Origin of the sequence: Noviherbaspirillum sp. ST9, from assembly GCF_048799745.1 — a bacterium.
Lineage (GTDB): Bacteria > Pseudomonadota > Gammaproteobacteria > Burkholderiales > Burkholderiaceae_D > Noviherbaspirillum.
Window position 1 is genome coordinate 316,761 of the sequence record NZ_JBLWFR010000002.1, and the last position, 20,289, is coordinate 337,049.

Sequence of the window (20,289 nt, forward strand, 5' to 3'; positions counted from 1 at the left end):
TCTATCCTTCCGCCGTTGCCCAGAAAATACCGTGACGCCGGGGTTGGAGGCAGTGTATGGAGCGGGAAATTTGATTTGATTGATTCAGGTCAAAACCGTCCGGAATGGGCACGACAATCGATGCGGCAGCGCGGCAATCAGGCCGGCCGGTTTGCGCGCCAGTGCGCGAGCGCGCGTGAAATGTCGTGCAAGTGGAGGTGGGTGATACCGGGAGGGCGGCGGCGGTCGAGGACCGGGCATTGGCCGCCGGTCCAGATTTCCATGTGAGGCGGCAGCGCCAGGCGAAGATCGGCAAGGGCGTTCAGGACCTGAGCCGGCGGTGCCGCGGAAGAAAATGACAAGGCGACAATATCCGCGTCTTGGGCATGGGCTGCGTGCGCAATCTCGTCTACCGGGGTTTGCACGCCGAGCGACAGGCATTGCGCGCCTTCCAGCGTCAGGATCGCTTCGGCCATAAGCAGTCCAAGGAAATGCGGTTCGCCCGAAGTTGTCGACAGCAGGATGAGAGGGCGGCGCTTTACCGCGGACGCGGGGATTGCGGCGATGGCCTGGCGAAGGACTGACTGCATCGCTTCGGTGTACAAGTGTTCTTCGAAGACCGCGAGGCGGCCGTTGGCCCACTCGGCGCCAACCAGACTCGTCAAGGGCGCGACGACGTCGGTGACGAATGCGTACATGCCCATGCGAAGCAGGGATTGCGCCAGTGCCTGCTTGAGTTCGTCCACACGGTGTTGCCTGCACATGGCGATGTAAGGCAAAAGTGTGCCCGGTGCATCCAGGGGCGCGGCATCCTCGGCAAGCGCGCGCAGCGATTCGGGCGCCTTGTCTACCAGCTTGCCGGGACGGTAACCACGGTCCATCAGCTTCTTGATCAGCCGCAGTTTTTCCACCTGGTCCGGTGGATACGTCCGTTCGCCATTGCCGTCCCGTCTCGGCAGGGGAAAACGATATCGCCGTTCCCAGACGCGCAGCGTGTCCTTCGACAGGCCGGTTTCACGTTCGACCGCGGCAATGCTGAGGGGGGCGGATGACAGGGGCATGTTCGGTAATCGGCACGTGATGTCGGTTTGATATGTGCATTCTAGGTGCATTTATGTCCAAGACAAAGACGAATTTTTATCGAACCAAGCCGATGCCATGTTGTCTATCTCCAGGTCCTGCAGCCGGAACCATCCGCGCTGCGAGGTGTTCCTGACGAGCACGATTTCCGTGCACGGGATTTCATTTGAAACGGAGGCAGTCATGGCAACAACAGCTGATGGACACATGCACGAGCGGCGGCACATTCCGGAAAGAAGGGCGATGGCGCGGACGCACAGCGCGAAGCGATGGAGCGCGATGGATTGGATTTCGACGCTTCTTCTCGTCGTGGGCGGCCTGAATTGGGGACTGGTCGGATTATTCGGCTTCGACCTGGTCGCCGCGCTGTTCGGCGAGATGAGCGCGCTCTCGCGTGTGGTGTATGTACTGGTCGGCTTGTCCGCGCTGTACACCCTATTTGCAGCAAAGAAAATGTCGCACGCCTGACGGACGGCCGTTGCTTCCCGGACCCGGCATGAAAATGCCGGGTTTTTTTATGCCCGCGAGACGTCTATTGCCAACAGGAATGTATGAATTGTCTAGGACAAAATGGAGGTCAGTTTGATGAAACGCAAACAGATGCGGAAGCGTCGTCCTATGCTTTTTCCACGGGGCGCAGCTCCGCATTTGCGCCGTCGCCGTCCGCCAACATTCTTCAGGAGACCCTCATGAAATTCGCCACGCATTCCCTCGCGCTTCTGTCCGCTGCACTGATCGCCGCTTGCGGCAGCAGCGACGATCCGGAGCCTGTCGCTTCCCAGCCATCCGCGCCTGCCGCCGCCGGAGCGCCGGCACCCGCGTCCGGCGCTTCACAGACCATCGACAAAGTGGCCGGTGCGAGTGGCTTCAATGCTTTGCTCGCCGCTGCGGCCAAGGCCGACCTCGGGCCTGCGCTGTCGGACGCGAATGCACAGCTGACGGTATTTGCGCCGACCGATGAGGCCTTCGCAAAACTGGCGTCGGCTTTGGGTTTTTCCAGTGCGGCGGCGATGGTTGACGCGCTCCCGGCAGCTGCGCTGCGCAGCATCCTGACGTATCACGTGCTGTCCGGATCAAAGCGCGCCGCCGAATTGAGCGCTGCACCGCAGTCCACGCAGTCGACCTTGTACAGTTTCGAAGGGCAACCCTCGTCGCTCACGGTCGGCGCGGGACCGTCGGGGGTCACGCTGACCGATGGCGCGCTGACCTCCGCCAAGGTCACGGCGACGGACGTCGCTGCCAGCAACGGTGTCGTCCATGCGATCGACAAGGTCCTGATTCCACCCGGTGTCCTGAATATCGTCCAGATGGCGCAACTGAATCCGGAGCTGTCTTCGTTGGTCGCCGCCGTTGTCGACGCCAACCTGCAGCAAGCCTTGTCCGGAGCAGGTCCCTTCACCGTGTTCGCCCCAACCAATGCCGCATTCGCCCAGGCGCCGGCGGGGCTGAGCGCCGCCCAGCTGGGAACGGTGCTGCGTTATCACGTGCTCGGCACACAGGTCCTTGCGTCGCAGATTCCGTTCGGTACGGCGGTCAGTACGTTGGCGACGCAATCCATCGTGATCAATGCGGGCTCGCCACCGACGATCAGCGATACCACTGCGACGCCAGCGAGGATCGTGGCGACCAACGTCAGGGCGAGCAATGGCGTGGTCCATGTAATCGACAAAGTCCTTATCCCCGCGCTGTAAATGAAAACGGGGCGGCAACCTCGCGGTTCCGCCCCGTTGTGGAAGAGGAGTTGGGATCAGAGAGACAGGATCCACTGGATCAGGTTCTTGATCTGGTCCGCGTCCTTGGTCTTGGGGATCTTGTGTTCTTCTTCGTGGCCGTCTTCGAACTTCACTTTCTGGCCGCTGCTCAAGTGCTTGACCAGGCGTGCCTCGGCATCGGCCTTGCCGCGATTCTTTTCGGCGATCTGCTTGTAGGCGGGACCGTCCTTGGCGCGGTCAATGCCGTGGCAGCGCAGACAGCCTTCCTGGCGTGCCAGCTTTTCGGCAGCGGCGGCGTCAACAGCCAGCGACGGCTGGGTCGTGAAGAAGGCCGCGGCAGCTGCAGCAAACGCCAGCAGGGTCGCGGGCTTGGTAATCAATTGCATGAAATGCTCTCCTGGTAAGCAAGATAGAGAAGGGGCGTCGAGCAAGCGGGAGGTGTTGCAGGAAGCTTGTTGGCAGGAAATATTTTGACATGGATTAAGACGAACGTGCAGATTCTTGTTTGAATGACATGGAAGTTTCGAACTTTTTGCAGCATCTTCCGACTACTACGTAATGTCAGACGGGAGGCAATCATGGTCGAGCGTCGGTTCGCAGTGCCGGTGTCGCCGATGCGGCGGCAGATTCTGTCCATCGGGGCCGCGACCCTTGCATCGGCCTTCGTGCCTGTCCCTTGCCGGGCTCAGCAGATGGCGCCGTTCGGCCTCGACGTGCCCTACGATCCCTCGCCGCCGGAGGTCGTGGACCGGATGCTCTCACTTGCGGCGGTCAGCCGTAACGACTTGCTGTATGACCTTGGTTGCGGGGACGGGCGCATCGTGATTGCCGCGGCGCAGAAATACGGTGCCCGTGGCATCGGCATCGACCTTGACCCGCGGCGGGTGGAAGAGGCGTGGGCCAACGCGAAACGTGCGCGGGTCGACGAAAGGGTGGTGTTTCGCGTGGGCGACCTGTACACCGCGGATTTCTCGGACGCCACCGTCGTCACGCTCTTCCTGTGGCCGCACGTGAACCGCAAGTTGCGTCCCATTCTCTGGCGCCAGTTGAAGATCGGCACCCGCGTCGTCTCCCACCTCTGGGACATGGGGCCGGAGTGGCCCCCGGAGCGCAGCGAGACAGTGCGTGACCGGAAGATCCATCTGTGGACCATCACGGACGCGCAGAAGCGCTCAAGCTAACGCACGAGCTGGGCGCGCTCGGTTCCGGGAGGCGTGCTGCTGTTCGGCAGGCTCTCGCTGTCGGTCGCGTTGGCGCGGCTGCCCAGTTTCATTGCGTACTCGTGCGTGAACAGCGATCCGTAGAAGAAGATCTGCGCCGAGTAATAGACCCAGGTAATCAGGATGACCACCGAACCCGCAGCGCCGTAGGCGGAACTGATGTCCGCACTGGCAACGTAAATGCCAATCAGCGTCTTGCCGATGATGAACAGCACGGCGGTGATCAGTGCGCCGACGATCACGTCCTTCCACGCGATTGTTGTCGCCGGCAGGTACTTGAAGATGACCGCGAAGAGCGCCGTCACGATGCCGAATGAAACGAGATGGGAGAGCGTCACGCTCACGATCTTGAGCGGCGATCCTTCACCGCCCGGCCAGATGCTGTCCATCGCCGCGAGCGCGGTACTGACCGCCAGCGAAATCAGGAGCATCAGTGCGATCACCAGGATCAGTCCGAAGGAAAGCACGCGCTGGCGGATGAAGGACCAGATGCCGGACTCCTTTGACGGCGGTACTTCCCATAGTTCGTCAAGGCTGTCCTTCAATTCGGAAAAGGCGCTCGTCGCGCTGACCAGCACCAGCGCCGCGGAAATCAGGCCGGCAATGAGTCCCGCATCCTCGCGCTGCGCGCCGGCAAGGATGGTGCGCACCGCGTCACCGCCTTGCTCGCCCATGAGTCCCGACATCTGCTGGAGCAGGGCGTCGCGTACCGTGTCCTCGCCGAAGAAGAAGCCCGCAATGGTCACGACCAGCACCAGCATGGGCGCAAGAGAGAAAAGCGTGTAGAGGGAGAGGGCGGCGCCCTTGCTCGCGGCACGATGCGCGGACCATTCCTTGGCGGCAGAGATGGCGATATGGAAGAGCGCCTTGGGCTTCGATTCCTTGCGCAGGGAGGCGACTTCTTCGGATTTCTTTCGGGCAGCCTCCTTGCGGGCCGCTTCCTGCAACTGGCGCTGCGCCTGCTCCTTGTCGAAGGTGCTGTCGTAGCCGACGGCAGGCGCGGTGACGTAGGAAGCGGAGACCTCTTGCGCGGGCACGGAGCGCTTCGAGCGCTTGCGGAAAACAAGGACCGAAAGCACCGCCACCGCAACCTGGAGCACGCCCGACGCAATGTCGCCCGGGTCGATCTGATGCTGCGATTTCATGGACTTCTCCTGAAGGGGTTTTGATTTAGGAGAGGGAAATGTTGGTATTTGTTCCATGCGGCGAGGGCGTTGATTTGCGTTAACCGGGCAGCACACGGACTTGATTTTCTCTACAATGCACGGCCTTGGGACGGCTGACTCCCAATTCCGAACGACATGAAAACGCAACAGGGCGGCATGAAAAACACACGCAAGGCAACTCTTATCGGGCTCATTGCCATTTTGTTATGGAGTTCGATCGTCGGCCTGATTCGAGGCGTCAGTGAAAACCTGGGAGCGACCGGTGGTGCCGCGATGATGTACACCGTCGCCTCGGGCTTGCTCTTGCTGACGATCGGTTTCCCCAGGGTTCGCGAGATTCCCCGACGCTATCTGCTCTGGGGCAGCATCCTGTTCGTTTCGTATGAGTTGTGCCTCGCGCTGTCGATCGGTTATGCAAACAGCGGCAGGCAGGCGATTGAAGTCGGCATGGTCAATTATCTGTGGCCTTCCTTCACGATCCTGTCCGCCATCATGTTCAACAACCAGAAATCCAACTTCCTTATCGTTCCCGGCTTTCTCATCGCGGTCCTTGGGATTTGCTGGGTCCTGGGAGGCGACCAGGGCCTCGACCCGGCAGGCATGGCGGCGAACATCAAGGACAATCCGCTCAGCTACGGACTCGCCTTTACCGGTGCCGTGATCTGGGCGGCATATTGCACCGTGACCAGCCGGATTGCCGGCGGCAAGAATGGCATTACGCTGTTCTTCATGCTGACCGCGCTGGCGCTGTGGGCCAAGTATCTGTTCGCGGCGGAAGGCGCGATGGTGTTCAGCGTCCAGGCACTGGTCTACCTTGCGCTCGCCGCTTCCGCCATGGGCTTCGGCTACGCGGCCTGGAACGTCGGCATCCTGCATGGAAATGTGACGATTCTTGCGGGGGCGTCGTATTTCATTCCCGTTATCTCCGCTGCCCTGGCCGCCGCGCTTCTGCGTGCACCGCTTTCGATCTCGTTCTGGCAGGGGGCGTCGATGGTCTGCGCCGGATCGGTGCTGTGCTGGCTGGCGACGCGCGGTCCAGCCAAGCGATCCACAAGCAGCTGAAGAAGGCGTAAGCTTCAGGGGTGATGCCGCCCGTGAGGTGACGCGATGAGCTGTGGACGCCAAAAAAGTGCTGCAAAGCCCCTGGGAACAGGGCGGATCGTCTTCTGGCGCGGCGGCAGTGTCTGGGTCGGTCGTGCGGACGGCGAAACCGGTTTCCATGCACATCACGCGATCCAGGTCACGCTCGTACTATCCGGCGGTCAGGTGCGATTCCAGAGCCCTGGCGAAAACTGGGCAAGCTACTCGGCGGCGATCATTGCCGCCGATCGCAACCACGCCTTTGAAGCAGGCGGCCAGTGCGTCGCGCAGATTTTTACCGAACCCGAATCGCGCGACGGGCGGGTACTCAGACAGCGATATGGCGAGGGAATTGCCGCGCTCGCGTGCGACGACTTCGCCGAAGAGTCGGCAGCGCTTTTCGCCGCCTACGAGGCGGGAGCAACCGACGAGGAACTTGTCGCCCGCGCACGCGCCGTGACGGCAAGGCTCACCGCAACCCAGGCCTCGCCGCCCAAGCCGCTCGACAAGCGCATCGCGCGGGCGATCGAAGTGGTGCGCGAACGGCTCGGCGAGGCGATCACGATGACAGAGATCGCCGACGCCGTGCATCTTTCTCCAGAGCGATTCCGCCATCTTTTTCTCGAGGAAACCGGTGTCCGTTTCCGGCCCTATGTGCTGTGGCTGCGGCTCGAAGTCGCCGTCGCGTCTTATGCAGCGGGCAACAACCTGACCGAAGCGTCGTATGCCGGCGGCTTCGCCGATTCGGCCCATTTCTCCCGCACCTTCAAGCGCATGTTCGGCCTGCCGGCGGTCGGCATCAAGCCTGTCCCGGCAGGCAGTTAGCCGTTTCGTTCAATCTGCGGCCAGTCCGCGATCCTACACTGGCATCTCATTTCAACCGAAAGGAGAATCGCCATGAACCCCACCACCCAATCCCCCTGCACATGCACTAACTGCCCCGGCGCCGGCTGCACCTGCGGTTGCCAGCAACCCGCCGAGCAAGAGGTGTGTGCCTGCGGCCCGCAGTGCCAATGCGGACCGCAGTGCGCGTGCGCGCAAAACTGATGTCCCGATGCCGCGGGGCTGGCCTCCAGTCCCGGCATCCTCATCTTTCCGTATTTACAGGATCCCAAGGAGCAATCGTCATGCTTCGACAGCTGCGTCTCATTCTTTCATTCATCGTGCTCGCCGCCCTCGCTGCCTGCATGTCACCGCCGTCGGGGCTGAACGTCTCGCTCGATCGTCCAACCACTCACGATACCTACCGGATCGCCATCAAATCGCTGGCTGAGCCGATCGCTATCAACAAGATGCACGCTTGGGAGATCCAGCTGCGCTCTCCGTCAGGCGAAGCCATATCGGGCGCGCGCATCAGCGTCGCCGGCGGCATGCCGCAGCATGGCCACGGCTTCCCGACTCAACCCAGGGTTACGCGCGAGCTCGGTGACGGCCGTTATCTGCTCGAGGGCATGAAATTCAGCATGCCGGGATGGTGGGAAATCAAGCTCAAGGTCGATTCCGCATCCGGTGCGGACGACATCACATTCAATACGATCATCGCGTCTCACACCGTATCGGTGGCGCCATGAAATCAGTGACAATGTTGACGGCCTGCCTGCTCGGCGGCGCACTATTCGCAGCCACGGCGCAGGCTACTCCCATCGACGGCTGGAGCCGCGATGAAATCGCCGTGCTGTCCACGATGCGGCTGAGTGCATTGCCGCCCATACCAAAAGATCCGTCAAATGCCGTCGAGTCATCAGCAACGGCGGCCAGCCTCGGGCGGCGCATTTTCTTCGACCGTCGCTTCAGTGGCAACGGCGAAGTGTCCTGCGCGAGTTGCCATCAGCCGGAGAAGCAATTCCAGGACGGGCGGCCGCTGGGGCAGGGCATGGGTACCGGAGCGCGCCGTACCATGCCCGTCGCCGGCGTTGGATACAGCCCCTTCCTGTTTTGGGACGGCCGCAAGGACAGCGTGTGGTCGCAGGCGCTGGGGCCGCTCGAAGACCCGGCCGAGCATGGGGGGAACCGGCTCGCCTATGCGCATGTTGTCGCTGCACATTACCGCGCGGAATACGAAGCCGTATTCGGCCCCATGCCTGACCTCGGCCGACTTCCGAAAGACGCGAGCCCGCTCGGCGCACCTTCACAACGCGCGGCATGGGGCGCCATGAACGACAAGGCACGGCATGACGTCTCGAAGGTGTTCGCCAACATGGGCAAGGCACTCGCGGCCTATCAGAAATCCATGCGGATTCGCGAGTCGCGGCTTGACCGGTACATCGAGGGCGTCCTCAAGCGTGACGTGCCGGCATCCGTGCAACTGAGTGCGCAGGAAAGGAATGGATTGCGTCTTTTTATCGGAAAGGCGCAGTGCATCACTTGTCACAATGGGCCGCTACTGACGGACCAGCATTTCCACAATACCGGTGTCGCACCGCGCAACCCGGCTCAGCCCGATCCCGGCCGCCGCGCAGGAATCGCGAAGGTGCGCGAGGACGAATTCAACTGCCTGGGCCGCTTCAGCGACGCCCGGTCGGAACAGTGCGAAGAGCTGAATTTCCTGGCAGCGGACGACCATGCGATGACGGCGGCGTTCAAGACACCCGGCCTGCGCAATGTTGCCTTGCGCGCCCCGTACATGCACGCCGGCCAGATCGTTTCGCTTGCCGAGGTCGTGCGGCATTACGCTGCGGCGCCTGCGGCAGCAGCAGGGCATAGCGAACTCAAACCACTCAGGCTGACAGAGAGCGAGGCGCAAGACCTCGTTGCATTCCTCTCCACCTTGTCGTCCATTGACGATCCTGAATCTGCGCGGAAATAAACGGAGCCGAAAACGGTCAATTGCGTGCATTGCAGCAACACCTCGAGACGCCCGGTTTTCAAAAAAGCCATCGAGTTTTTGCTTATGACGGACATGCAGTTTGCACGCGATCCGGAGGCTGCATGCGCAACTACTATGCATAACGGGCGATGAGCCCGAACAGCAATTCAAGGAGACAAAAAATATTGACGCGGACAGTGGGGCGGTTACCGGTCCACAGACGTGCGCGCCATCTTTTTTCAATATGGCGCGCGGCTGTCTCAGGAACAGCTGCTTCCATCGGCAGCGGGGTTTGCAGGCCGTCGCGTGCTCAATCAATGGAGTGGGAAAATGCAAGACGATTTCAGGTTGGACGGAAAAACGGTGCTCGTCACCGGAGGCGCGCGCGGCATCGGCGCGGAGTGCGCACGTGTCATGGCCGATGCGGGTGCGGCAGTCATGGTCACGGACGTGTTGTCCGATGTCGGACGCAAAACTGCCGGCGACATCCGCGAACGGGGCGGGAAGGCGGCGTACCTGGATCTCGATGTGACGAGCGATAGCGCATGGCAGTCCTGCATCGACGCCACGCTCTCGACCTTCGGCGGCCTGGACGGCCTGGTGAACAATGCCGGGCTCGGGATCATGGACTATCTCGGCGATAGCTCGATCGAGGATTTCCGGCGGATGATGGCGGTCAATGGCGAAGGCGTTTTCCTGGGAATGAAGCATGCTGTTGAAGTCATGCGCCCCGGCGGGAAAGCAGGGCGCGGCGGGTCGATCGTCAACATCTCGTCGCTCGCCGGCATCGTCGGCTTCCCAGGGATAAGCGCCTATGGGGCGAGCAAGGGTGCGGTCCGCATCATGAGCAAGGACGTGGCCGTCGAGTGCGGAAAGTTGGGATACGGCATACGGTGCAATTCGGTTCATCCGGCCGTGATCGAGACCGACATGGGCGATATCTTCATCGAGGAAAACGCCCGCCTGGCCGGTGCATCGATCGATGAAATCCGTAAAGTGTTGAAGGCAATGCATCCGCTGGGCAGGTTCGGGTCGGTGCGCGATATCGCCAATGCCGTCCGCTTTCTCTGCAGCGACGCGTCTGCATGGATCACGGGTATAGAACTGGCGGTCGACGGCGGGTTTTCCGCGACCTGATCAACGCGGACTGCTGCCCGGATCATTTCGTGCCGGTCAGCAGCGCGCATGTCGGCAGTCATGCGCGCCCGTTTTCGTTGAATGCTTCACTTTTCCGCGACCAGGCAGCGTACAAGCTTCCTGGCAAGCGGAGCCGCCAGCAGGACGGTCGGAAATGCAACCAGCCAGGCGGTGAGCCATGCACTGGTCCAGATGCCGAAGAAGCTGGCTGCCGGACCGATGGCACGGAATGTCGAGATGCCGGATACCAGCAGCGACATCAGACCGGAGAGAATCGCTCCAAACAGGATCTGGCCGACCTTCTCGGGGATCATGCGAACGCCTCCCGTTGCTGCTCAGTGTGCGAGCCGGCGAAGCGCTGCAGCGTTTCGGCGAAATTCCTTCCAAACATGCGCGCCGTCTTGACGTCCCCCGCCATGAAAGCGTCGGCGGAAGCGCCATGTCCCGCCTGCGCCATCATGCCCGACCACGACCCAAGCCGATTCACGGCTTCGTCATACGGCACCCCGGCGTGCTGCTCCGGGAGGAAGGGATTGCCGACCCAGAGCATGCCGTGCTGCATGCAAAATACGAACATTGAAAACAGCGTCGATTGCTTGTCCCCGGCCGGGAGTGAAGACACGGTGAATCCGGCGGCGAGCTTGCCCTTGAGCTGCTGCGTGCGCCACAAGCGGCCGGTGGCGTCCATGAAGGCCTTGAACTGGCTCGATACGCCGCCCAGGTAGGTGGGCGACCCGAGCAGGTAGCCGTCGTAGTCGAGCAGTACATCGGGCGCCTTTGCCAGGTCTTCGGCCTTCAGCAGATGCACGTCGGTGTTCGTGACGCTGCGAGCACCCTCGAGGACTTGCCTGGCGATGTGCTCGGTATGCCCGTGGGCGCTATGGTAGATGACGGCGAGTTTTTTCATTGTTCCAGCTCCTTGAAGACGGGACCGCTTCGTTATCGGGACATCCAGTCGATAGCGACTGCGGAAAGGTAAAGGCCGAGGCCGAAGATCGTGTGATTGGTGATGCTGCGCGCGCAGCTTTTCAAGGGGGCAGGCGTGCGTGACGCGGCGAAGCCGAGACCCATGGCGGGCTGCATGACGAACAGAGGGGCGGCCACCGTACAGATGCCGACGGCGAGGGCCGGCAGGAGGGAGGGATCCTGCATCCAGGCAGTGCCGCGCAACGCGACGAGCAAGCCTGCGAAGGCAATGCCGATCGCATAATGGGTCAGCCAGCCCAACGCCAGTTCGCCAGGAATGGGCTGGGCCTTCCCGATCGAGGGATGGGCGAAGGTGCCGCGAAAGAGATGCCCCACCCATCGGCCGATGAAAGCGAAGTTGAGCGTCTGGACGCCCATGTGCTTCAACAGCATGAGCCACGCATCCATGACGGCGGTGGCGCCAACCCCGACGAGAACGACGCGTGCAATTTCTTCTGTGACTGCCATGACAATGCTCCTTGCGGTTGACCGATCGACTTGATGCGTCCACTATAGAAGTTGAAGTCAACTTCAAGTCAAGGGTTAATTTTCGCCATGGATATTGCTGAAGTCGCCAAGCGCACGGGCGTTCCTGCTTCGACGCTGCGCTACTATGAAAAAAAGGGATTGATAGCGTCCGTCGGCAGGCAAGGCGTGCGGCGCCGCTTTGCGCCGGGCGTGCTGGATCAGCTTGCATTGATCGCCTTGGGACAGGCGGCCGGATTGTCTCTGGATGAAATCGGATCCATGCTGTCGCCGAACAGCGGGCCGTCGATCAATCGGCAACTGCTGGCGGCCAAGGCCGACGAGATCGACCAGACCATCAAGCAACTGCGGGCGGTAAGCAGGGGACTGCGGCATGCCGCGGCGTGCGGAGCGCCGAGCCATGCGGAGTGCCCGACTTTTCAGCGGCTGCTCAAGGCGGCGGCGTCGGGTGCGCTCGACAGCCGAAGGAGGAGCAGCGACATTCAGCGTACTGGCAAGTAGGCGTGGGTTCGCTGAACAAAACGATATCTTTGCAACGTGCCGAATTGCTTGTTTGCGGGCGCTGCTATAGGGCTTTTTGCCGCCATACCCCGTCGTTTCCGCGCTGGGGGCAACCCATAGTGAGATGATCGATGCAAACGCAGCATGGATTCCCGCCTTCGCGGGGGCACGCCGAGTGGAATGACGGGGTGCTTTTTAAGACGTTCAGCAGGAGTCACATGCCTTCCTGCGCATTTACATCGGACAGCAGCAGGCATTAATCCAGCAATAATTCAGCGGAATCCACCCGTGCCGACTCGCAACAATGAAATATCAACTCGCCATTTTCGATTTCGATGGAACGCTTGCGGACTCGTTTCCGTTCTTCGTCGGGCAGTTCAATCTGCTTGCGGAGCGCCACAAGTTCAGGGCGATTGACGCGGAAAACGTCCATGCCTACCGCCATTATTCGGCAGGCGAAATGATGAAGCATGTCGGATTGCCGCGCTGGAAACTGCCGGTCGTCGCAACGAGTTTCATCGGCTTGATGCGGGAGAATGCGGACCGCATCCCGCTGTTCGATAGTGTCGATGAAATGCTGCAACACCTCTCTGAAGCGGGTGTCTACCTCTCCGTCATGTCATCCAATGCCGAAGACAACGTGGTCCGCGTGCTTGGGCCCTCGAATGCCGCGCTGATCCGGCATTTTGATTGCGGGATGTCGATCTTCGGCAAGGCGGCACGGATCAGAAGCCTGCTACGGAAGACGGGTATTGCTCCCGACAGGGCGATCTACATCGGCGACCAGCTCACCGACCTGGGGGCGGCGCGCAAGGAGAGCATTGCATTCGGTGCGGTTGCATGGGGATACGGCGCGATCGAGTCGTTCCGCAAACACGCTCCCGAGGAAGAGTTTGGCGAGGTGTCGGATATCAAGCGGATCGCCTGATCATTTTTTCCCTGGCGATGGGGCCTGCGGCTTTTTCCTCGCGTCTTTCAGCAAGTCCACGCAGGGGCTGTCCTCGGCAGGTCCGGGGTTGATCAGCGCCAGCAAGGCCGCCGCTGGCGCTGCGGCCACGCCGAGCACGGTTGCCGCCGCCGCCTTCGCGGCGACCACGCCCTTGTCCACGCCGAAATCAGGTTCCTTGAAAGTGCCGCTCACATACAACGGCGAACGCAGGGAAATGATGCGCACGCCCTTGCTTTCCGGATGAATGGTCAGGTTCAGCTTTTCTTCCGCAAAACTGATGTTGCCGTCGGCGGTGATCGTTGCGTCCTTGGTGTCGATGACGAACAGTCGCGTCTGCATCACGCCATTCTTGACGCCGAAATCGGCCGCCATGCAGTTGAGCTGCACCTGACGATCACCAAACAGTTTGGCCGCTACCGCGCTGGCGATGTTCAGTCCGGCTGCTTCAAGGATGAACTTGCTGACGCTGCCCTGGCTGATGAGCGACTTCACTTCGCCATTGGCGGAGGCAAGCAGGGCGGCGATGGAGTTGCCGGCGGCGCTAAGCTCGGCATCGCCGTTGACTTCACCGATGCTGGCCTGCATCGATTCCGCCTTGGGGAAGAGCTCCTTCAGACGCAGGCCGCGTGCCGACATCTTCATCCTTGCCTTGGCCGGATTGTCGCGGCCATTGATGTTCAGCTCGGTGGTCAGCCTTCCGCCCGCGATCCCGAAATTGAGCGGCGCCAGCGACAGCACGCCGTTGTCCATCGTGACATTCGTGTGCAGGTTGTCGATCGGCAGCGCTGCGTCGCGGATGATCTTCTTGCCGGTGAACTTCACTTTCACGTCCATCTTGCCCCAGCGATCGGTCTTGAAAGGGGAGACAGGGAGAACTTTGCCCGGCGGGATTTTCGCCTTCTCGTCGTCCTTGTTGGCTTCCTCGTCGCTGCCGACGAGCGCCCGCAGATCGGTCAGGCGCAACTGGTTGGAGACCACTTCTCCGCCCAGGAAGGGACGCGGCTTGCGGTGCAGATACTCGAGCGTGCCGCCGATATCGCTGTCACCAACCTTGCCCTGGAATTTTTCGTAGCGCACGCGGATGTCGTCGGGCTTGAAGCTGGCGACCACGCGGCCCTCCGTGGAAAACTTTGGTGTTTCCGGCAGCACCAGGCCGCTGATGGGAAACAGGTCGGCCATGCTGGCGCCGAGGATCTTGAGCTTGAGGTCGAGCGCGCTCGGGTGCGCCGGGTCGGTGAGCCTGCCGTCCGCCGTGATGGTTGTTTCGCCCACTTTCAGCGTGGCTTCCACCGGATACTGCACGTTCTTTTCCATCAGTGTCAGCAGGCCTCCCGCCTTTCCGCCGCCGCCGACGCGCTCGCCGTTGAACATGCCGCCCAGCTTGAAGTTGACCGTGCCGTCATCCGACGTGTCGATCCGCGCGGTCGCATCCGCTTTCTTCGCCGGGTCGACGTAGCGCACGTTGCCGTTCTTGATCGCCAGGCTGTGCAGCGCAAAGGTCCAGGCGGACGGTTGGTCCTCTTCCTCTTTCTTGAAGGTCCAGTTGTTCTTGTCGTCCTTGCTCTTTTCAAGGGCGACCGTGCCGCCATCAATGACCAGGGTGCGGACGCTGATCGTCTTGGTGAACAGGGCGAGCGGATTGACCGTGGTATCGATTTGCCGGACGCGCGCCATCAGTGGACCCGTTCGTGCCCAATCCGGATTGCCGAGCGTGATGTCCTGTGCCCGGATGTGGGGCCACGGGACGAAGCGGCGCCAGCCGATTTGCTGCTCGGTCGGGCGCTCCCAGCTGAAGGACAGGTCGCCATTGATGGCGAATGACCGGCCGGTGGCTTCACTGACCTTGTCGTTGATCCAGGGCTTGAAGCGGTTCCAGTCGAGTGCCGACGCGATCGCCAGCAGCAGCGCCAGCAAGGCAACGATCGACGCAAGCGTGATTCCTGCAATTTTCAGTCCACGTCTCATGACAGTTTGATCGCGGGCGGATATTACAGTTCGATCAATTAATCCAGGACAATGTTTCACCGCGATAGTTGCGTGCAATCAAATCTGGACGCAGGCATCCGAAGGCAGTATTACTACGATATGGCCAGATGGGACGGCTGCGGTTACTTTCTGGCTAATAAAAAATCAGCGGAGACAACCATGAGCCTTGCCCATCTTCTCGTTCGCCACGCAGGTCACGCAGCGGATCGACCTGCGATCTTGCATGGCGATGCGGTGCACGCCACCTACGCCCAGTGGGCCGCGCGCAGTGCGGGCCTTGCGCGACAATTCCGTGATGCCGGCCTCGTTCCCGGGGACCGCGTGCTGTTATTCATGCGCAACCATCCGCGCTATCTGGAAGTGATGTGGGGCGCCTGGTGGGCTGGACTCGTGGTGGTGCCGGTCAACGCCAAGCTCCATGCCAGGGAAGTGGAGTGGATCATCGACAATGCCGGGGCACGTTGGGGATTCGTGACCAGCGACATCGCACCGGACGCGCTGGCCGGACTGGAGCGCCAGGTCGACATTGAATCTCCCGAAGCCGATGCATTGCTTGGGGCGGTCCCGGACCCGATGGCCATCCCGGTCACGGAACGCGCTTTGCATGACACCGCATGGCTGTTCTACACCAGCGGCACGACTGGCCGGCCCAAAGGCGTGATGATTACCCACCGCAACCTCATGACTATGGGGCTGACGTATTTCGTCGACGTGGATGCGGTATCGCCGGAGGACGCAATTGTCTATGCTGCGCCGATGTCACACGGTGCGGGTCTGTACGCCGTGCCGCATCTCATGGCCGGAGCGCGACACGTGGTCCCGGCCTCGGGCGGCGTCGAGCCGGCAGAGCTGTTTGCCCTTGGCAAGGCAATCGGCCCCTTGTCGACCTTTGCCGCGCCGACCATCGTCAAGCGACTGGTAGACCATGCGGAGCAGATGGGCTTGTCGCCGGAGGATGCCGCACGATCGTTCAAGACGATCGTGTATGGCGGCGCGCCGATGTATGTGGCCGACATCCAGCGCGCCCTGCGGGTGATGGGGCCGCGCTTCGTGCAGATCTACGGACAGGGCGAAACGCCGATGGTCGCCACGGCACTTTCGCGTCGCCATCTTGCGGATTCGGCCCACCCGCGCTACCTCGATCGGATTGCCTCGGTCGGCATTGCGCAGACGCCCGTGCAGGTGCGCGTCACCGACGAGGACGGGCGCGACCTGCCGATCGGCGAAATCGGCGAAGTGCTGGTCAAGGGCGACAGCGTCATGTCGGGCTACTGGCGCAACGAGGCAGCAACAGCCGCAGCGATCCGCGATGGGTGGCTGTTTACCGGGGACGTAGGGTGCCTGGATGCGGACGGTTTCCTCACGCTGAAAGACCGCAGCAAGGACCTCATCATCAGCGGCGGCTCCAATATCTATCCACGCGAAGTGGAAGAGGTGCTGCTGACTTGCCCCGGCGTAGCAGAGGCCGCCGTTGTCGGCGCGCCGGATCCCGAATGGGGCGAAGTCGTGGTGGCGTTCGTTGTGCCCGCGGGCGGGGCGCAGGTCACGGAAGCGATGCTCGACCAGCACTGCCTGGAACAGATCGCGCGCTTCAAGCGGCCGAAACGTTATCTGCTGGTCGAGCAGCTGCCGAAGAATAATTACGGAAAAGTGCTGAAGACGGAGTTGCGCGCGCGACTGACGTAAGGCGCTTAGGTTGCCTCAGTTCGCTGCGGCTCGTAACGCATGCACTCCGTGCTCACCGCCTCGCGGATGATTTCCGCGAGGCGGCGCGTGCCCGGACCCGCGCTGTCGGGATCCGCAAGAACAAGGTAAAGCTGTGTGAACCGCTCCCCGCCGTCGCCCATGGGAAGTGGTTTGAGCGCCCCCTCCCGCAACTCCTTCAGGATTTTTTCTTCCGGATACCACGCAAACCCAAAGCCGAGCCGCGCCGCTTCAATCGAGGTGGCGGCATGGCTGACCGTCCAGCGTTGGGTCACGTCGAGTTGCGCCTTGGTATCGCGGCGTGTGCCCGATTCCCTGACCACGAGGTGCCGGTGGTGACGCAGGTCTTCCAGCGTGACATCGCGCCCGAGATGGTGCAGCGGATGCGAGGGGCTCGCAACCGGGATGAATCTTGGCCGCATCAGCGGGATGCCGAGGAACCCCGGCGGCACCATGTTCGAAATGACAAGATCCGCCGCGCCGGTCAGCAGCGCTTCCGACGTCCCGGCCAGGACCGACTCAATCAACTCGATGCGCGTGTGCGGGCTTTCCTTTCCCAGCTTGTCGAGGCAGTCGAGCAGCAGCCAGGTCGGGAAGATGATCTCCGCCGCAATCCGTATTTCCGCTTCCCAACCCGCTGACAGGCGCCGAGCAGCCCGTTCCAGCGCGCTTGACTCGTCGAGCAGGGCACGGGCACGCCGGTAAAGGAACTGCCCGGTCGGCGTCAGGATTGCCTTCCGTCCCTGGATCTCGAACGCCTTTACGCCGAGCAGGGACTCGATTTTCTGCACCGCATACGTCACCGACGATTGACTCTTGTGCAAGACCTCCGCCGCCTGTGCGTAGCCGCCGGTATCGACAACGGCAATCAGGGTGCGCCATTGCTCGAGGGTAATGTACTGATTTTCCATTTATCAGACCAATAGATAGATTTGCGCTAATTATTCTACTTTTTTATCGATTCATTCAATAGTTAAATACACGTACCAAATCACACAAGGAGAAATCGATGAAAACCCTGCTCCAACTGAATTCCAGCCTGTTTTCCGGTAACGGCCAATCCAGCCACCTGTCCAACGAATTCGTCGCCGCCTGGCGTGATGCCAACCCGGACGGCAAGGTCATCACCCGCGACCTCGCTGCCAACCCGGTACCGCACCTCGACGGACAACGCTTCGGCGCCTTCCTGGCCAAACCGGAAGACCGGACTGCCCAGCAGCAGGCTGTCGTCGATTTCTCCGATGCGCTGATCGATGAGCTGCGCAATGCCGACGTCATCGCCCTCGGCCTGCCGATGTACAACTTCGGCGTGCCGTCGACGCTCAAGGCTTATTTTGATCATATCGCCCGTTCCGGCGTCACCTTCCGTTACACCGAGAACGGTCCGGTGGGTTTGCTGACCGGGAAGAAGGTTTACGTTTTCGCGGCGCGCGGCGGCATGTACCAAGGTACGTCAATGGACACGCAGACCAGTTATGTGCGCGACTTCCTGCGCTTCATCGGCCTGTCGGATGTCGAATTTGTCTATGCTGAAGGCTTGGCGATGGGCGAGGAAAGCAAGCAGGCCGGCTTGGCCAAGGCGGAAAATGTCATCCGCCAGCTCGCCGCCCCGCTGCGCGCAGCTGCCTGAGTCGTCTAACATCCAAACACAACTGGAAGAAACTGCCATGACCACAACGACTGTCATCACCCGCACGCTGCAACGCGTGATCGAAGGCCTCGCCACTTCCGACGGCGCCGGCGTGAAGCTGCGCCGCAGCCTCGGGCAGGGGCAGGGCAGCCGTCTCGATCCGTTCCTGATGCTGGACGAGTTTTCCTCGGACAATCCAGGCGACTACATCGCCGGCTTTCCGCCGCACCCGCACCGGGGGTTCGAAACCGTGACCTACATGCTCGACGGCCACATGCGGCATGAGGATCATCTCGGCAACGTAGGCGAGTTGAAGAACGGCGGCGTGCAGTGGATGACGGCCGGGCGCGGCATCGTGCACTCGGAAATGCCGCAGCAGGAAGAAGGGCGCATGCGCGGATTCCAGTTGTGGATCAACCTGCCGGCAAAGGAAAAGATGAAGCCGGCAGGCTACCGTGACATTCCGCCTGCGGAGATCCCGGTTGCCGCGCTGCCCGATGGCGGTACGGCAAAGGTCATTGCGGGTACCTTGCGCATCGATGGCAAGGACGTTGCCGGACCGATCCAGGGATTGAGCACGGAGCCGCTCTATGTGGACGTGATTTTGCCTCCTGGCGGGGTGTTTGCGCATCCGCTGGGCAATCACCTGAATGCCTTCCTCTACGTGTATGAAGGCAGCGTGAAAATCGGCGATGCTGATGCGCCGCGTCCGCTGAAGTCGCAAAGCGCGGGATTCCTGTCCCCCGGCGACCAGGTGGAGATCCGTGCCGATGCTGCTGGCGCCCGTTTCCTCCTGCTGGCCGGGCGTCCGCTGAAGGAACCGGTTGTGCAGTACGGCCCCTTCGTGATGAACACCGTCGAGGAAATCGAGCAGGCCATCACGGACTTCCAGAGCGGCAAATTCACGCAAGCGGCGGCTTGAGCGGATAATGGGCAGGATCCGAATACAACAAGGAGACTGCCCATGACATTCGCGCTCATCAAACCGCACACCAAGGACCTCGGCGGCGGCTTCATGGTTCGCCGGCTGCTGCCGAGCCATCCCCACAAGATGGTCGGTCCTTTCATCTTCTTCGATCACATGGGCCGCGCCGATTTTGCGCCGGGCGATGGACTCGATGTGCGTCCGCATCCCCATATCGGCCTGGCGACGGTCACCTACCTGTTTGAAGGTGCGATCCTGCACCGCGACTCGCTCGGTACGGTGCAGGAGATCCATCCGGGCGATGTGAACTGGATGACGGCTGGTGACGGCATTGCGCATTCCGAGCGGTCGCCTGATGCCATTCGCCGCTCCGGCGGCGCGCTGGAAGGCATCCAGATCTGGATTGCGTTGCCGAAAGAGCATGAAAAAGTAGAGCCTTCCTTCGAACATCATCCGGCGGCCACCTTGCCGATGATCGCCGCCGACGGCCTGAACCTGCGCCTGATCGCGGGCAGCGCGTTCGGCATGACCTCGCCGGTGACTACCTTCTCCCCCATGTTCTACGCCGCGCTCGAGATGGAGCCGGGCGTCCGGTTTGAATTCCCTTCCGAATATGCAGAGCGCGGGATCTATCTGGCGGAAGGTTCGATTACCATCGATGACGAAGCACTTGCGGAAAGGCACATGGCTGTGCCGAGCAGCGCCCAAACCCTTACAATAGAGGCCAAAACAAGGGCGCGCGTCATGCTGCTCGGCGGTGAACCGATCGGCGGCGACCGTTATATCTGGTGGAATTTCGTTGCGAGCAGCAAGGAGGCGATCCAGGAAGCGAAGGAACGCTGGCGCGCGCAGGGATTCGGCAAGGTGCCGGATGAAACCGAATGGATTCCCTTGCCGGATGAACCGAAGCCGGCAGAGTCTTTCAGCTAAAATCCATGCCTTGCTTCAACTGGGACGATTCA

General features: G+C 61.5%; 22 protein-coding genes. 14 read left to right on the plus strand and 8 right to left on the minus strand.

Going from position 1 to position 20,289, the window contains the following annotated elements; all coding sequences use genetic code 11:
* Positions 1–137 precede the first annotated feature (137 nt).
* The gene (locus tag ACNOHI_RS04775; protein WP_420473502.1) at positions 138–1,040 is read right to left on the minus strand and encodes a MerR family transcriptional regulator; all 903 of its coding nucleotides are present in this window, start codon (positions 1,038–1,040) and stop codon (positions 138–140) included.
* 202 nt (positions 1,041–1,242) lie between these two features.
* On the opposite strand from ACNOHI_RS04775, the gene ACNOHI_RS04780 reads away from it, so the two are divergent.
* Positions 1,243–1,527, plus strand: coding sequence for a DUF378 domain-containing protein (locus ACNOHI_RS04780; RefSeq protein WP_420473503.1), 285 nt, complete (start codon positions 1,243–1,245; stop codon positions 1,525–1,527).
* Between the two features lie 221 nt (positions 1,528–1,748).
* The gene (locus ACNOHI_RS04785) at positions 1,749–2,750 is read left to right on the plus strand and encodes a fasciclin domain-containing protein (protein ID WP_420473504.1); all 1,002 of its coding nucleotides are present in this window, start codon (positions 1,749–1,751) and stop codon (positions 2,748–2,750) included.
* A gap of 56 nt (positions 2,751–2,806) precedes the next feature.
* On the opposite strand, the gene ACNOHI_RS04790 is transcribed toward ACNOHI_RS04785, so the two are convergent.
* A complete protein-coding gene (locus tag ACNOHI_RS04790) occupies positions 2,807–3,157 on the minus strand; it encodes a c-type cytochrome (protein WP_420473505.1) in 351 nt (116 codons plus the stop codon).
* Between the two features lie 279 nt (positions 3,158–3,436).
* Between ACNOHI_RS04790 and ACNOHI_RS04795 the strand changes: the two genes are divergently transcribed.
* Entirely contained in the window at positions 3,437–3,952 is a 516-nt protein-coding gene (locus ACNOHI_RS04795) for a class I SAM-dependent methyltransferase (protein ID WP_420473506.1), read from the plus strand.
* On the opposite strand, the gene ACNOHI_RS04800 is transcribed toward ACNOHI_RS04795, so the two are convergent.
* Positions 3,949–5,136, minus strand: coding sequence for a YihY/virulence factor BrkB family protein (locus tag ACNOHI_RS04800; RefSeq protein ID WP_420473507.1), 1,188 nt, complete (start codon positions 5,134–5,136; stop codon positions 3,949–3,951). The genes ACNOHI_RS04795 and ACNOHI_RS04800 overlap by 4 nt on opposite strands.
* Positions 5,137–5,313: 177 nt before the next feature.
* Here ACNOHI_RS04800 and yddG point away from each other — a divergent pair, with 177 nt between their 5' ends.
* The 5 genes from yddG (at position 5,314) to ACNOHI_RS04825 (ending at position 10,180) form a co-directional block, all read left to right on the plus strand.
* A complete protein-coding gene (gene yddG, locus ACNOHI_RS04805; RefSeq protein ID WP_420473508.1) occupies positions 5,314–6,219 on the plus strand; it encodes an aromatic amino acid DMT transporter YddG in 906 nt (301 codons plus the stop codon).
* Positions 6,220–6,264: 45 nt separating this feature from the next.
* Positions 6,265–7,062 carry a helix-turn-helix transcriptional regulator gene (locus tag ACNOHI_RS04810; protein ID WP_420473509.1) on the plus strand — a complete coding sequence of 266 codons (798 nt, stop codon included), beginning with the start codon at positions 6,265–6,267 and terminating at the stop codon, positions 7,060–7,062.
* A 302-nt stretch (positions 7,063–7,364) separates the two neighbouring features.
* Positions 7,365–7,808 (plus strand): FixH family protein, encoded by a 444-nt coding sequence (locus tag ACNOHI_RS04815; protein ID WP_420473510.1) that lies wholly within the window; start codon positions 7,365–7,367, stop codon positions 7,806–7,808.
* A complete protein-coding gene (locus ACNOHI_RS04820) occupies positions 7,805–9,043 on the plus strand; it encodes a cytochrome-c peroxidase (RefSeq protein WP_420473511.1) in 1,239 nt (412 codons plus the stop codon). The genes ACNOHI_RS04815 and ACNOHI_RS04820 overlap by 4 nt, the downstream gene beginning before the upstream one ends.
* 330 nt (positions 9,044–9,373) lie before the next feature.
* Positions 9,374–10,180 carry a glucose 1-dehydrogenase gene (locus ACNOHI_RS04825; RefSeq protein WP_420473512.1) on the plus strand — a complete coding sequence of 269 codons (807 nt, stop codon included), beginning with the start codon at positions 9,374–9,376 and terminating at the stop codon, positions 10,178–10,180.
* A gap of 86 nt (positions 10,181–10,266) precedes the next feature.
* On the opposite strand, the gene ACNOHI_RS04830 is transcribed toward ACNOHI_RS04825, so the two are convergent.
* Genes ACNOHI_RS04830 through ACNOHI_RS04840 form a run of 3 tightly spaced genes read right to left on the minus strand, consistent with a single transcriptional unit; the run spans position 10,267 to position 11,614 of the window.
* Positions 10,267–10,494 carry a DUF2798 domain-containing protein gene (locus ACNOHI_RS04830; RefSeq protein ID WP_420473513.1) on the minus strand — a complete coding sequence of 76 codons (228 nt, stop codon included), beginning with the start codon at positions 10,492–10,494 and terminating at the stop codon, positions 10,267–10,269.
* On the minus strand, positions 10,491–11,087 hold the full coding sequence (locus ACNOHI_RS04835) for a flavodoxin family protein (protein WP_420473514.1): 597 nt from the start codon (positions 11,085–11,087) through the stop codon (positions 10,491–10,493). The genes ACNOHI_RS04830 and ACNOHI_RS04835 overlap by 4 nt, the downstream gene beginning before the upstream one ends.
* A gap of 32 nt (positions 11,088–11,119) precedes the next feature.
* A complete protein-coding gene (locus ACNOHI_RS04840) occupies positions 11,120–11,614 on the minus strand; it encodes a DUF2938 domain-containing protein (RefSeq protein ID WP_420473515.1) in 495 nt (164 codons plus the stop codon).
* Between the two features lie 87 nt (positions 11,615–11,701).
* On the opposite strand from ACNOHI_RS04840, the gene ACNOHI_RS04845 reads away from it, so the two are divergent.
* Positions 11,702–12,133, plus strand: a complete 432-nt coding sequence (locus tag ACNOHI_RS04845; RefSeq protein WP_420473516.1) for a helix-turn-helix domain-containing protein — start codon at positions 11,702–11,704, stop codon at positions 12,131–12,133.
* A gap of 304 nt (positions 12,134–12,437) precedes the next feature.
* Entirely contained in the window at positions 12,438–13,061 is a 624-nt protein-coding gene (locus tag ACNOHI_RS04850) for an HAD hydrolase-like protein (protein WP_420473517.1), read from the plus strand.
* Here ACNOHI_RS04850 and ACNOHI_RS04855 read toward each other — a convergent pair whose 3' ends face one another.
* On the minus strand, positions 13,062–15,047 hold the full coding sequence (locus ACNOHI_RS04855) for an AsmA family protein (RefSeq protein ID WP_420473518.1): 1,986 nt from the start codon (positions 15,045–15,047) through the stop codon (positions 13,062–13,064).
* A gap of 180 nt (positions 15,048–15,227) precedes the next feature.
* On the opposite strand from ACNOHI_RS04855, the gene ACNOHI_RS04860 reads away from it, so the two are divergent.
* Complete coding sequence (locus ACNOHI_RS04860) at positions 15,228–16,754, plus strand: class I adenylate-forming enzyme family protein (RefSeq protein ID WP_420473519.1); 1,527 nt, start codon at positions 15,228–15,230, stop codon at positions 16,752–16,754.
* 5 nt (positions 16,755–16,759) lie between these two features.
* Here the strand turns inward: ACNOHI_RS04860 and ACNOHI_RS04865 are convergent, their stop codons facing one another.
* The gene (locus ACNOHI_RS04865; protein ID WP_420473520.1) at positions 16,760–17,683 is read right to left on the minus strand and encodes a LysR family transcriptional regulator; all 924 of its coding nucleotides are present in this window, start codon (positions 17,681–17,683) and stop codon (positions 16,760–16,762) included.
* Positions 17,684–17,781: 98 nt separating this feature from the next.
* On the opposite strand from ACNOHI_RS04865, the gene ACNOHI_RS04870 reads away from it, so the two are divergent.
* The 3 genes from ACNOHI_RS04870 to ACNOHI_RS04880 are packed head-to-tail and all read left to right on the plus strand — an operon-like array spanning position 17,782 to position 20,257.
* Positions 17,782–18,402: an FMN-dependent NADH-azoreductase gene (locus tag ACNOHI_RS04870; protein ID WP_420473521.1), complete on the plus strand. Its 621-nt coding sequence runs from the start codon at positions 17,782–17,784 to the stop codon at positions 18,400–18,402.
* A 37-nt stretch (positions 18,403–18,439) separates the two neighbouring features.
* Positions 18,440–19,324 carry a pirin family protein gene (locus ACNOHI_RS04875; RefSeq protein WP_420473522.1) on the plus strand — a complete coding sequence of 295 codons (885 nt, stop codon included), beginning with the start codon at positions 18,440–18,442 and terminating at the stop codon, positions 19,322–19,324.
* 42 nt (positions 19,325–19,366) lie between these two features.
* Positions 19,367–20,257, plus strand: coding sequence for a pirin family protein (locus ACNOHI_RS04880; RefSeq protein WP_420473523.1), 891 nt, complete (start codon positions 19,367–19,369; stop codon positions 20,255–20,257).
* The last annotated feature ends 32 nt before the right edge of the window (positions 20,258–20,289 follow it).